This window comes from Pimelobacter sp. 30-1, from assembly GCF_018831735.1.
In the GTDB taxonomy this organism is placed as follows: Bacteria; Actinomycetota; Actinomycetes; order Propionibacteriales; family Nocardioidaceae; genus Nocardioides.
In genome coordinates, this window is the sequence record NZ_NHTS01000001.1 from 166,900 (window position 1) to 178,991 (window position 12,092).

Here is a 12,092-nt window from a genome sequence, read left to right on the forward strand (position 1 = left end):
TCGGGCCTGGGAGGACTGCCGGGAGGACCGGCAGCAGGGAAGGGACCATGGGGTGGGCGCGACGCCACAGGACGCTGACGGCTGGGCTGTCGGCGGCGTCCGTCGTGCTCGCGCTCAGCGCCTGCGGCACGCCTGAGAAGGGCTCCCCCCGGACCGACCCCACCGACGCCGCCGCCTCGACCTCGACCTCCGCCGAGGCGACCGAACCGCCCGCCGCCGACGCCGCCGACCCGAAGCACGCGGTGGCACCGCCGGGCGAGTTCGACGGCACGCTCTTCGGCGACGACCTGCTCGTCGTCTCCCAGGACACGCTGACCGAGGACGAGCTCGCCGCGATCACCGGCGTCAAGGTCAACGGCGACAAGGGCGTCGCGGCGTTCACCCAGCTGTCCTACGGACAGTTCACGATGCAGAACCGGCTCTTCAACATCGCCGCGGTCGACCTCGAGGGCTACCGCCCGTTCACCGGCGGCGACAACGCGGGCTTCAAGGAGCAGTGGGACCGGATCGCCGGCGGCGAGGTCGCCGTCCTCGAGACGCTGAAGAAGGAGCTGCCGCCCGACAAGGACGGCTACCTGACCGTCGACGACCAGCGGATCCACGTCGGCACCTGGTCCCGCCCCGGCGTCGACGGCGTCGACGCGGTCGTCAACGCCAAGTGGGGCGCCGACCTCGGCCTGCCGCCGCGCAACGCCGTCCTCATCAACACCGGCATCGCCTCGCCCCAGGTGGTCCGCGCCAAGATCGAGAAGGCGGTCGGCGTCAAGACCTACGCGATCAGCAACCTCGACATCGTCGCCCAGCGCGGCCTCGACCTCGACACGTTCCAGAACGTCGTCCCGGTCGGTGCCTTCCGCGACGCGGTCGGCGTCTTCCGCTACACCGCCATCGGCGGCGGCCGGATCGCCCCCGACCCGGCCTGGGTCCGCTCGCACATCGTCACCGACACCGTGCCGATCCTCGGCCAGGTCACCTGCAACAAGTACATGATGCCGCAGCTCAAGGCGGCCCTTCAGGAGGTCGTGCGCCGCGGCCTCCAGGGCGAGATCCGCCGTGACCAGTACGCCGGCTGCTACTACCCCCGGTTCATCGCCGGCTCCACCCAGCTCTCGAACCACTCGTTCGGGCTGGCCCTCGACCTCAACGTCCCGGGCAACCAGCGCGGCACGGTGGGCCAGATGAACCGCGAGGTCGTCGCGATCTTCAAGTACTGGGGCTTCGCCTGGGGCGGCGACTGGGCCTACACCGACCCGATGCACTTCGAGCTCAACAAGATCGTCAACCCTGGCTGACCGAGTCCTGGCAGTCCTGGACAATCGGTGGAATACTCGAACGCACTGGTGCGTGAGAGTTCCGAGGAGCGCCGATGGTCGACGTGTCGATGGGGCTCGGAGCCCTCCGGGTGGCGGGGACGGTGCTCAAGCACTTCCTCGACGGCCCGGAGCGGCGGCTGCGGGTCCAGAAGCTCGAGCTGGAGATCCGGCGGCTGCTCGAGGACCAAGCGCGCCAGCGGACCACGCCGGTCGTGCCCCCGCCCGATCTGAGCGCGGTCGTCGAGGAGCTCCGCAGGCTCACGAGCGCCCTGCCGGGCGTCGCCGTCGAGGAGTCGCGGCGCAAGGGGCCGGTGCTCGTGCGCGAAGGCGGGACGGACGGCGCCGCGGAGGCCGTCGCGCGACTGGCGGTGCTGGTCGAGGCGCGGCGCCACGAGCTGATGGCCGCCACCGAGACCACCGCGCCGACCGCGCCGACCGCGCCGACCGCGCCGACCGCGCCCACCGCGCCCACCGCGCCCACCGCGGTGGACGGGCCGGGCGAGATCGAGTGGAGCGAGCCCACCGGAGAACCCTCGGTGTCGGACGCCGAGCGGCGCCTGGGGAACCTCGAACGGCGGATGCGCGAGCGCCGGGAGGAGGGTCGGTCGTGGCGGTGATCTCCGAACGACTCGCCCGCGCCGTCCGGCTGCACATCTACCGCAACTACGCGGTGGGCGGACTCGGCCCGACCCCGCTGATCCTCGGGATCGACGGCCCGCCCGGAGAGGGCAAGACCTTCTCCGTCCAGGCGGTGGTGGAGCACGAGGCCGGCATCCGCACGTTCCACGTCTCGGGCGGCCAGCTCGAGAGTCCCCACGCGGGCCGGCCTGCCGAGCTGCTGCGCGACACCTATCGCGAGGCGGGCGATGCGGTGCTCCAGGGGCTGGCCGTGGCGGCCGTCGTCGTCGTGGACGACGTCGACACGGGGATCGGCGACTGGGGCGACCTGGTCCAGTACACGGTGAACCGGCAGACCGTCGTCGGTGAGCTGATGCACCTGTGCGACTTCCCCGAGGTCGTCGCCGGCCGGCCCAGTCCGCGCGTCCCGATCATCGTCACCGGCAACGACTTCTCCCGCTTGTACGGACCCCTGGTCCGGTCGGGCCGCTTCCGCCGGATGACCTGGCGCCCGACGTTCGAGGAGAAGCGGGAGATCGTGGCGGGGTTCTACCCCTCCGGGCTGTCCGGAGCGGCCGGCGACCTCGTCGCGCTGTTCCCCGATCGTCCCGTCGCGTTCTTCGCCGACGTGCTCTCGGCCGCGCTCGACGAGCTGGTGTGGCCGGCCATCCAGCAGCGCGGGCTGACCGCTGCCCTCGATGCGGCGCGCGCCGGAAGTCACCCGCGGGTCCACGAGCGACTCGCCTTCCCGCTGCTCGCCGAGGTGGCTTCCACGCTGGCGAGCCGACCGCTCGAGTCCCACCTGGAGGTGCACTGATGGCGGCCACCTACACCCACAGCTTCACCGTCTCGGTCCCGCGCCTGGCGCTGCTCCGGTTCCAGGTCGCGGCCGCCCTGCGGCGCGGCACGGGCATCGACGACCGTGCGCTCGCGAGCATCCGCCGCGGTCTCGACGAGCGGTGGATCGCGCACGTCTTCCTGCACGGGTTCGACCGTGGCGGCGAGTGTCGTGCGGAGCTCGCCCTCGACATCGACTGGGACCGCTACGAGCTGGCGATGCGCCGGGGGCACTCGATGGTCGAGATCGACGGCAGCTGGCGCGACCGGGTGGCCCCGGAGATCGACGAGGCCGTCGTCGAGTTCGTCGACTTCTGCCGGTCGAAGTCGCTCCGGCGCGAGTGGCGCGTCGGGTACTCCGCTCTGGTGACGTCCGGGCTGCGCGTCCAGGTCGATCGCGAGCTCGGCTTCCAGCCGGCGCCGCCCATCGCGTGGGGCGGGACCGGCCACAGCATCAACTTCCGGGTCCGCGAGCTCGAGGACCTGGGCGGGCGCCTGCGCCTCGTCGACTGAGGGCGGGGCTCAGCCGATCCGGCAGGCGTTGGTCGCCCCCGGCAGCCGGTACCGGTAACGCGCGACCAGCCGGTAGCCCACCGCCGCGAACGGCCGCACCGCCCGCCAGGTCAGCACCCGCCCGGCCCAGCGCCACGGCGGGCCGCAGGTGAGCAGGGCCTGGGCGACGGCGTCGGCGCCCGACGCGGTGACGGTGCCGTCGGCGTCCTGCCACTGGACGGCGGAGGTGACCTGGTCCTCGGTCAGGCCGAGGGCGGCGAGGTCGAGCGCCTGCCAGGGCACGATGGCGCAGTCGCCGTGGTGCTCCAGCCACTGGGCGGACTGGGTGCAGAAGCCGCAGTCGCCGTCGTAGATGCAGGTGCCGGCCATGTCCTCAGCCTAGGCCGGGACGGGTCCGTGCCGGGTACTGGACAGTAGTGAACCTTGACACCATTGCTGTCACGCTCGTGCCATGATCGGCCCCATGACGTTCGCGCTGGGTCAGGGAACCGGTCCGCTCAAGGGGCTCAAGGTGGTCGAGATCGCGGGCATCGGGCCGAGCCCGCACGCCTGCATGATCCTGGCCGACCTCGGGGCGGACGTGATCCGGGTCGAGCGGCCGGGTGGGCAGATGCTCACCGGGGGGTCGCACGACCTGCTCAACCGGGGGCGGCCGAGCGTCGCGCTCAACCTCAAGGACCCCGAGGCGGTCGCCACGGTGCTCGACCTGGTCGAGCAGGCGGACGTGCTGGTCGAGGGCATGCGGCCCGGGGTGGCCGAGCGGCTGGGGTTCGGGCCCGAGGAGTGCCACGCGCGCAACCCGCGGCTGGTCTACGGGCGGATGACCGGGTGGGGGCAGGACGGGCCGTGGTCGCAGGCGGCCGGGCACGACATGAACTACGTCGCGATCACCGGGACGCTCCACGGGCTGGGTCAGGTCAAGGACAAGCCGCAGTTCCCGACCAACCTCGTCGGTGACTTCGGGGGCGGCTCGACGTACCTCGTGATCGGGATCTTGGCGGCGGTCTTCGAGGCCAAGGCGTCCGGTCAGGGTCAGGTCGTGGATGCCGCGATCGTCGACGGTACGGCGAACCTCAACGCCATGACGTCCGCCTTCCTCGCCGGGGGCGGGTTCAAGGAGGAGCGGGCCGCGAACCTGCTCGACGGCGGCGCGCCGTACTACGACATCTACGAGACCGCCGACGGCGAGCACATGTCGGTGGGGGCGCTGGAGCCGCAGTTCTACGACCTCTTCATCGAGCTGCTCGGCATCAAGGACACCGCGCCCGACCGCTGGGACCTCGCCCAGACCGACGCGCTGCGCGAGCTCATCGCGAGCACCTTCCGGCAGAAGACCCGCGACGAGTGGTGCGCGATCTTCGACGGTACGGACGCGTGCGTCGCGCCGATCCTGCGGATGAGCGAGGCCAAGGACCACCCGCACATCAAGGGCCGCGAGATCTTCGTCGAGCACGAGGGGATCGTGCAGCCGCAGCCGGCGCCGCGGTTCTCCCGGACCCGGGCCACGCTCTCGCACCCGCCGGCCGCGGGCGCGGGCGCGCACACCCGGGAGGCGCTCGAGGCCTGGGGCGTCAAGGACGTCGACGGGCTCATCGAGCGCGGGGCTGCGGTGCAGATCACGCCGTGACGACGGCCCGGGATTGAGCCTGCTGGACCGGTGCCCCCTAGGCTGGGGTCACCGATCCGGCCAGTCTTGCCCCGGATCCCGGCGCGCCGCTCGCGGATGCGCCCCTCACCTGAGGCACCGCTTCACCGCCCCGTCACCGGACGGGGCAGCACGGCGAGACGCCCATGAGGGGAACGCGCCGACGCGTGCTGCGGTCCCCGGAGAGAAACACGTGACCACCACCTTCGCCGAGCTCGGCGTGCCCACTGACCTGCTCGCCGTCCTGTCGGCCGACCAGATCACCGTTCCCACCCCGATCCAGGCGGCGACGCTGCCGGACTCCCTGGCCGGACGCGACGTCCTCGGCCGCGGTCGTACGGGGTCGGGCAAGACCTACGCCTTCGGGCTCCCGCTCGTCGCCCGCCTCGCCGCGGACGGCCGCCGTCGCCCCGCCCCCAAGCGCCCCCGCGCGCTCGTCCTCGCGCCGACCCGTGAGCTCGCCTCGCAGATCGCCGCGACCATCACCCCGCTGGCCAAGGCCGTCGGCCTCAGCACCACCACCGTCTTCGGCGGCGTCGGCCAGGGCCCGCAGGTCAACGCCCTGCGCAACGGCGTCGACATCCTCATCGCCTGCCCCGGCCGGCTCGAGGACCTCATCGGCCAGGGCCACTGCAGCCTCGCCGACGTCCAGGTGACCGTGCTGGACGAGGCCGACCACATGGCCGACCTCGGCTTCCTGCCCGCCGTACGGCGCCTGCTCGACCAGACGCCCAAGGGCGGCCAGCGGATGCTGTTCTCCGCCACGCTCGACGGCGCGATCAACGTGCTCGTCAAGCGCTTCCTCGACAAGCCCGCCGTCCACGAGGCCGACTCGGCGCAGTCGCCGGTCGCCAAGATGGACCACCACGTGCTCCACGTCGAGCGCGAGCAGCGCCTGCCCGTGCTGCTCGACCTGGTCAGCGCGCCCGGCCGCACGGTCGTCTTCACCCGGACCAAGCACGGCGCCAAGGCGCTGGCCCGCCAGCTCAACAAGAACGGCGTCCCCGCCGTCGACCTGCACGGCAACCTCAGCCAGGGCGCGCGCACCCGCAACATGGAGGCGTTCCACACCGGTGCCGCCACCACGCTGGTCGCCACCGACATCGCCGCCCGCGGCATCCACGTCGACGACGTGGCGCTCGTCGTCCACGCCGACCCGCCGGCCGAGCACAAGGCCTACCTGCACCGCTCCGGTCGTACGGCGCGCGCCGGTGCCGCCGGCACCGTCATCACCCTGATGACCAGCGAGCAGCGTCGCGACGTCAGCGACCTCACCCGCGCGGCCGGCATCAAGCCGACCACCACGCGGGTCCAGGGTCCCGACCACCCGGTGCTGCAGGACCTCGCCCCCGGCGAGCGCTCGCGCCCCGGCGGCATCGACCTGACCCCGGCCACGCCCCAGGGCGGCGGCAACGGGGGCAACGGTGGCGGCGGCGGTCGCAACCGCAACCGGCGCTCCGGTGCCAAGCCCGCAGCCAAGTCCGGTGGCGGCGCCAAGTCCTCCGGCGCCCCCAAGGCGGGCGGCGGCCAGGGCGGCAACCGCAACCGCCGGCGCCGTGGCGCCGGTGCCGGTGGCGGCTCCGGGAGCGGCGGCCACAGCGCCGCCAGCTTCAGCGGCCGACGCTGACCGAACCGCTCGACGAGGTCGCGGTCAGCGCACCCGGCGCGGCTGCCGTGCCGCCCGCGCGACCGCGGCCTCGTAGGCGGTCACCAGACCGCCGACCGAGAGCGGCTTGAGCCGCTCCATGATCTCGCGGAAGTGCTCGGACTTGTCGTTGTCGTACAACGGCGCGAGCTGGTCGTTGATGACCGCGTAGAGCTCCTCGGCCATCTGCTGGCCGTGCTCCTGGTAGACCCGCGCCGCGGCGACCGCGACGTCGCGCGGGAATCCCAGCTCGAGCAGCCGGACGCCGATCGCGAGCTGGTTGCTCGCCACCAGGTACGCCGTTCCGCGCAGCCGGATCACGCCCAGCGCCTGGAGCGTGGCGATGTCGTCGGCGCTGAGCGCCCGGCCGGCCTTCTGCTCCAGCTGGGCCGGGTCCATCTCGACCGGCAGGTCGGACTGCCACGGCGCGAGCATCGTGCGGGCCAGCGCGATGTCCTCGGGGGTGGCGTCGTCGGGGATGCCGGCGACGTACCTCTCGATCGCCGACAGCGTGAAGCCGTGGCTCTGCAGCTCGAGGACCAGCTCGATGCGCGCCACGTGCACCGCGGCGTAGTAGCCGGACCGGCCGCGCCGGATCGGCGGCGGCACCAGCCCCCGCGAGGTGTAGAAGCGCACCGTGCGCACCGACAGCCCGACGCGGGCGGTGAGCTCCTCCAGGGTGAGCAGCGTGTCCGCCGGTGCGTCCTGGGTCACACCGTCGCCTGGGCCCTCGCTCTTGACCATGACAGTAATAGTGTCACAATCGTCCTCAGAGACACCGCCGAGAAACGCAGAGAACAAGGACGGTCATGGCAGAAGCATTCGTGTACGACCACCTCCGCACGCCGCGCGGCCGAGGCAAGGCCAACGGCTCCCTCCACGAGGTGAAGCCGATCGACCTCGCGGTCGGTCTCCTCGACGCCGTCAAGGAGCGCAACCCCGGTCTCGACCCGAACCGGGTCGACGACGTGATCCTCGGCGTCGTCTCGCCGATCGGCGACCAGGGCGGCGACATCGCCAAGTCCGCCGCGATCGCGGCCGGCTACCCCGACACCGTCGCGGGCGTCCAGCTCAACCGCTTCTGCGCGTCCGGCCTCGAGGCCGTCAACCAGGCCGCCGGCCGGGTCCGCGGTGGCTTCGAGGACCTCATCATCGCCGGTGGTGTCGAGTCCATGAGCCGGGTGCCGATGGGCTCCGACGGCGGCGCCTGGGCCTCCGACCCGGCGACGGCGTTCAAGGCGGGCTTCGTGCCGCAGGGCATCGGTGCCGACCTCATCGCCACGATCGAGGGCTGGAGCCGCGAGGACGTCGACGCCTTCGCCGCCGAGTCCCACCACCGCGCCGCCAAGGCGCAGGCCAACGGCTACTTCGACGGCGCGCTCGTGCCGGTCAAGGACATCAGCGGGCTGACCGTGCTCGACCGTGACGAGACCGTCCGTCCCGGCACCTCGGTCGAGGGCCTGGCCGGCCTCAAGCCGTCGTTCGCCCAGCTCGGCGCCGACGCCGGCTTCGACGACGTCGCGCTCGAGAAGTACCACTGGCTCGAGAAGATCAACCACGTCCACCACGCCGGCAACTCGTCGGGCATCGTCGACGGCGCCGCGCTGACCCTGATCGGCAACGAGCAGGTCGGCAAGGACCTCGGCCTGACCCCGCGCGCCCGCGTCCTGGCGACCGCGGTCTCCGGTGCGGACCCGATCATCATGCTCACCGGCCCCGCCCCGGCCGCCCGCAAGGCGCTGGCCAAGGCCGGTCTCGAGGTCGGCGACATCGACCTGTTCGAGATCAACGAGGCGTTCGCCGCCGTCGCCATGAGGTTCATGCGCGACATGGGCATCGGCCCCGACATCACCAACGTCAACGGCGGCGCGATCGCCATGGGTCACCCGCTCGGCGCGACCGGCGCGATGATCCTCGGCACCCTGATCGACGAGCTCGAGCGGCGCGACCTGCGCCGCGGCCTCGCCACGCTCTGCGTGGGCGGCGGTATGGGCATCGCCACGATCGTCGAGCGCGTCTGAGCGCCCCCTCCCTCGTACCTCTCGAACTCAAGGAACGACATTGAGCACCGACACCCAGACCGCAGTGCGCTACGAGCGGGACGCCGACGGCATCGTCACCCTGACCCTCGACGACCCCAACCAGAGCGCCAACACGATGAACGAGCTCTACCGCGCCTCCATGGCGGCCGCGGTCGAGCGCCTCTACGACGAGCAGGACGACATCACCGGTGTCGTCGTCGCCTCCGCCAAGAAGACCTTCTTCGCCGGCGGTGACCTCAAGCTGATGGTGCAGACCACCAAGGACAACGCGGGCGAGGTCTTCGCCCAGTGCGAGAGCATCAAGGCCGCCCTGCGCCGCCTCGAGCTCTTCTCCAAGCCGGTCGTCGCCGCCATCAACGGCGCCGCGCTCGGCGGTGGCTACGAGATCACCCTCGCGACCCAGCGCCGGATCGCCGTCGCCGGCTCCTACAAGGTCGGCCTGCCCGAGGCGAGCCTCGGCCTGCTGCCCGGCGGTGGCGGCGTGACCCGCACCGTGCGCAAGTTCGGCCTGCAGACCGCGCTGATGGACGTCCTGCTCCAGGGCACCCAGTTCGGCATCGACGCCGCGCTCGCCAAGGGCATCGTCGACGAGGTCGTCGCCACCCAGGACGAGCTGATCCCGGCCGCCAAGGCGTGGATCAAGGCCAACCCCGAGGCCGCCCTGTCGCCGTGGGACGCCCCCGGCTACAAGATGCCCGGCGGTACGCCGAAGTCCCCGGCCCTGGCCGGCTTCCTGCCCGCCTTCCCGGCGCTGCTGCGCAAGCAGACCAAGGGCGCCGTCTACCCCGCCGCCCGGGCGATCCTGTCCGCGGCCGTCGAGGGTGCCCAGGTCGACTTCGACACCGCCTCGCGGATCGAGTCGCGCTACCTGACCAACCTGGTCGTCAACCAGGCGTCGAAGAACATGATCCAGGCGTTCTTCTTCGACCTCCAGGCGATCAACTCCGGCTCCCTGCGCCCGCAGGGCATCGAGCCCTACAAGGCCGCCAAGGTCGGCGTCCTGGGCGCCGGCATGATGGGCGCAGGCATCGCCTACGTCTGCGCGCGGGCCGGCATGGAGGTCGTCCTCAAGGACGTCGCCATCGAGAACGCCGAGAAGGGCAAGGCCTACAGCGAGGGCATCAACGCCAAGGCGATCTCGCGCGGCAAGCTGACCGAGGAGAAGTCCCAGGCGCTGCTCGACCGGATCACCCCGACCGCCGACCCGGCCGACCTGGCCGGCTGCGACCTCGTCATCGAGGCCGTCTTCGAGGACCCGGCGCTCAAGGCCAAGGTGTTCGCCGAGATCCTGCCGCACGTCAACCCCGACGCGCTGCTCTGCTCCAACACCTCGACCCTGCCGATCAGCGGCCTGGCCGAGGGCATCGAGGACACCGCGAAGCGGCCGAACTTCATCGGCCTGCACTTCTTCTCGCCGGTCGACAAGATGCCGCTGGTCGAGATCATCGCCGGCAAGGAGACCTCCGACGAGGCGCTCGCCAAGGCGTACGACGTCGTCCTGCAGATCCGCAAGACGCCGATCGTGGTCAACGACAGCCGAGGCTTCTACACCTCGCGCGTCATCGGCTACATGGTCAACGAGGGCATGGCGATGCTCGCCGAGGGCGTGGCGCCGTACACGATCGAGCGGGCGACCACCTCGGCCGGCTACCCGGCCCCGGTGCTCCAGCTCTCCGACGAGCTCAACCTCGAGCTGATGGCCAAGATCGCCAAGGCCACCACCGAGGCCAACCCCGACCTGCCGGTGCACCCGGGCCAGGCCGTGGTCGGCAAGATGCTCGAGGCGGGTCGTGCGGGTCGCCTGCGCGGAGCCGGCTTCTACGACTACGTGGACGGCAAGCGCGGCTCCATCTGGGCCGGTCTCGCCGACCTGTTCCCGGTGGCCGCCGAGCAGCCCGACATCCAGGACGTCCGCGACCGGATGCTCTTCGCCGAGGCCCTCGAGACCGCGAAGTGCTTCGAGGAGAACGTCATCACCTCGGCCGCTGCGGCCAACATCGGCTCGATCATGGGCATCGGCTTCCCGCCGATGACCGGTGGTGCGGCGCAGTTCATGACCGGCTACGAGGACAAGGCCACCGGCGAGGTCGGGCTCAACGCCTTCCTCAAGCGGGCCGACGAGCTGGCCGCGGCCTACGGCGACCGCTTCGCCGCGACGCCGTGGCTGCGCGAGCTGGCGGCCTCGGGCAAGGGCTTCCCCGCCTGAGCCACGGCTGAGCCACCTGCGGGACCACGGGCCGGTCCGAACGAGGCAACTCGTTCGGACCGGCCCGGTACCTTTCCGGACATGGAACGGCCGCGCCGCACGGTGCTCAGCGTGATCGCCGCGAGCCTGCTCGGGCTCGCGCTCCTCACGGGTGTGGGCGTCGTCCTCGTCTACAACGACTGGAACGGCAACCTCGAGCACCCGGACGTGATCGGCAAGAACCGCCCGGTCCAGAAGACCAAGGCGCTCAACATCCTGGTGATGGGCACCGACACCCGGGACTGCGCGGGCTGCAAGATCGACAGCGAGGCCGGGGGCGGTCTGTCCGACACCACGATCCTCTTCCACCTCTCGGCCGACCGGACGTTCGCCTACGGCATCTCGATCCCGCGCGACACCGCGGTGCTGCGGCCGACCTGCTACCGGGCCGACGGCAGCGAGATCCCGGCCGCGACGACGTACGAGAAGTGGAACCAGGCGTACCAGGTCGGTGGCCCCGGCTGCACCCGCCAGCAGCTCGAGCAGCTCACCGGCATCCACGTGGACAAGTTCGTCGTCGTCGACTTCAGCCAGTTCAAGGACATGGTCAACGCGCTCGACGGCGTCGAGATCTGCGTCCCTCGCGAGATCAACGACACCACCGGCAACATCCACCTCGCCGCCGGCACCCGTGAGGTCGATGGCGCGGAGGCGCTCGACTACGCCCGGGTGCGTTACGGCGTCAGCGAGGGCATCGACCCTTACCGGACCCGCCGCCAGCAGGCCCTGATCGGCGCCATGATCGACAAGGCGCTCAGCGGCGGCATGCTCGCCCGGCCCGACCGGATCGTCAGCTTCATCGACGCCGCGACCACCCAGCTCCAGACCGACTTCAAGTCCGTCGCCCAGATGGCCAAGGTGGCCACGAGCGCCAAGAGCATCGACCCCGACGACATCAAGTTCATCACCACGCCGTGGACGCTCGACACCGACAAGGTCAGCGGCGGGGTCGAGTGGCTGCCGTCGGTCAAGCGGCTGTGGCCGCTGGTCATCGACGACAAGCCGCTCACCCGGGAATTCCTGGCCGGATCGCTGAGCGCGGGCGGGTCGCCGTCCGGTGGCGCGGCCTCGTCGTCGGGGACGCCCTCGGAGACGCCGTCGGGCTCGGCCACCGCGTCGCCGTCGGGCAAGCCCGGCGGGCAGGCCACCGGTGGCGGCGGGCTGTCCGCCGAGGAGCGGGACAAGGCGGGCCTCTGCTCCTGACCGGGCCCCACGGGGCCGCACGGACCGCTCA

At 71.8% G+C, this 12,092-nt stretch carries 11 protein-coding genes; 9 read left to right on the top strand and 2 right to left on the bottom strand.

Annotation, left to right across the window (positions count from 1 at the left end):
• Nucleotides 1-47: 47 nt before the first annotated feature.
• The 4 genes from CCO04_RS00835 to CCO04_RS00850 all read left to right on the top strand — a co-directional run bounded on the left by CCO04_RS00835 (nt 48) and on the right by CCO04_RS00850 (nt 3,281).
• Nucleotides 48-1,292 (top strand): M15 family metallopeptidase, encoded by a 1,245-nt coding sequence (locus CCO04_RS00835; protein WP_215812204.1) that lies wholly within the window; start codon nt 48-50, stop codon nt 1,290-1,292.
• A 74-nt stretch (nt 1,293-1,366) separates the two neighbouring features.
• Complete coding sequence (locus CCO04_RS00840; RefSeq protein ID WP_215812205.1) at nt 1,367-1,930, top strand: hypothetical protein; 564 nt, start codon at nt 1,367-1,369, stop codon at nt 1,928-1,930.
• A complete protein-coding gene (locus CCO04_RS00845; protein WP_215812206.1) occupies nt 1,921-2,748 on the top strand; it encodes an AAA family ATPase in 828 nt (275 codons plus the stop codon). Before CCO04_RS00840 ends, CCO04_RS00845 begins: the two co-directional genes overlap by 10 nt.
• Nucleotides 2,748-3,281 carry a hypothetical protein gene (locus CCO04_RS00850; RefSeq protein WP_215812207.1) on the top strand — a complete coding sequence of 178 codons (534 nt, stop codon included), beginning with the start codon at nt 2,748-2,750 and terminating at the stop codon, nt 3,279-3,281. Before CCO04_RS00845 ends, CCO04_RS00850 begins: the two co-directional genes overlap by 1 nt.
• 9 nt (nt 3,282-3,290) lie before the next feature.
• Here CCO04_RS00850 and CCO04_RS00855 read toward each other — a convergent pair whose 3' ends face one another.
• On the bottom strand, nt 3,291-3,650 hold the full coding sequence (locus CCO04_RS00855; protein WP_215812208.1) for a thiol-disulfide oxidoreductase DCC family protein: 360 nt from the start codon (nt 3,648-3,650) through the stop codon (nt 3,291-3,293).
• An 82-nt stretch (nt 3,651-3,732) separates the two neighbouring features.
• On the opposite strand from CCO04_RS00855, the gene CCO04_RS00860 reads away from it, so the two are divergent.
• Together CCO04_RS00860 and CCO04_RS00865 are read left to right on the top strand one after the other, a co-directional pair.
• Nucleotides 3,733-4,908, top strand: coding sequence for a CaiB/BaiF CoA-transferase family protein (locus CCO04_RS00860; RefSeq protein ID WP_252372582.1), 1,176 nt, complete (start codon nt 3,733-3,735; stop codon nt 4,906-4,908).
• Nucleotides 4,909-5,119: 211 nt separating this feature from the next.
• Complete coding sequence (locus CCO04_RS00865; protein WP_215812209.1) at nt 5,120-6,553, top strand: DEAD/DEAH box helicase; 1,434 nt, start codon at nt 5,120-5,122, stop codon at nt 6,551-6,553.
• 24 nt (nt 6,554-6,577) lie between these two features.
• Here CCO04_RS00865 and CCO04_RS00870 read toward each other — a convergent pair whose 3' ends face one another.
• The gene (locus CCO04_RS00870; RefSeq protein ID WP_215812210.1) at nt 6,578-7,315 is read right to left on the bottom strand and encodes a MerR family transcriptional regulator; all 738 of its coding nucleotides are present in this window, start codon (nt 7,313-7,315) and stop codon (nt 6,578-6,580) included.
• Between the two features lie 65 nt (nt 7,316-7,380).
• Here CCO04_RS00870 and CCO04_RS00875 point away from each other — a divergent pair, with 65 nt between their 5' ends.
• From CCO04_RS00875 to CCO04_RS00885, 3 genes are all read left to right on the top strand, one after another.
• Nucleotides 7,381-8,592, top strand: a complete 1,212-nt coding sequence (locus tag CCO04_RS00875) for an acetyl-CoA C-acetyltransferase (protein WP_215812211.1) — start codon at nt 7,381-7,383, stop codon at nt 8,590-8,592.
• Between the two features lie 40 nt (nt 8,593-8,632).
• Nucleotides 8,633-10,819 (top strand): 3-hydroxyacyl-CoA dehydrogenase NAD-binding domain-containing protein, encoded by a 2,187-nt coding sequence (locus tag CCO04_RS00880; protein ID WP_252372583.1) that lies wholly within the window; start codon nt 8,633-8,635, stop codon nt 10,817-10,819.
• 81 nt (nt 10,820-10,900) lie between these two features.
• Nucleotides 10,901-12,061 (top strand): LCP family protein, encoded by a 1,161-nt coding sequence (locus CCO04_RS00885; RefSeq protein ID WP_215812212.1) that lies wholly within the window; start codon nt 10,901-10,903, stop codon nt 12,059-12,061.
• Nucleotides 12,062-12,092 lie beyond the last annotated feature (31 nt).

What these genes read in the sequence shown, in the direction of transcription:
- CCO04_RS00860 (WP_252372582.1), top strand. Translation starts at nt 3,733, where the DNA reads ATGATCGGCCCCATGACGTTCGCGCTGGGTCAGGGAACCGGTCCGCTC.
- CCO04_RS00840 (WP_215812205.1), top strand. Translation starts at nt 1,367, where the DNA reads ATGGTCGACGTGTCGATGGGGCTCGGAGCCCTCCGGGTGGCGGGGACG.
- CCO04_RS00885 (WP_215812212.1), top strand. Translation starts at nt 10,901, where the DNA reads ATGGAACGGCCGCGCCGCACGGTGCTCAGCGTGATCGCCGCGAGCCTG.
- CCO04_RS00855 (WP_215812208.1), bottom strand. Translation starts at nt 3,650, where the DNA reads ATGGCCGGCACCTGCATCTACGACGGCGACTGCGGCTTCTGCACCCAG.
- CCO04_RS00870 (WP_215812210.1), bottom strand. Translation starts at nt 7,315, where the DNA reads ATGGTCAAGAGCGAGGGCCCAGGCGACGGTGTGACCCAGGACGCACCG.
- CCO04_RS00835 (WP_215812204.1), top strand. Translation starts at nt 48, where the DNA reads ATGGGGTGGGCGCGACGCCACAGGACGCTGACGGCTGGGCTGTCGGCG.
- CCO04_RS00875 (WP_215812211.1), top strand. Translation starts at nt 7,381, where the DNA reads ATGGCAGAAGCATTCGTGTACGACCACCTCCGCACGCCGCGCGGCCGA.
- CCO04_RS00850 (WP_215812207.1), top strand. Translation starts at nt 2,748, where the DNA reads ATGGCGGCCACCTACACCCACAGCTTCACCGTCTCGGTCCCGCGCCTG.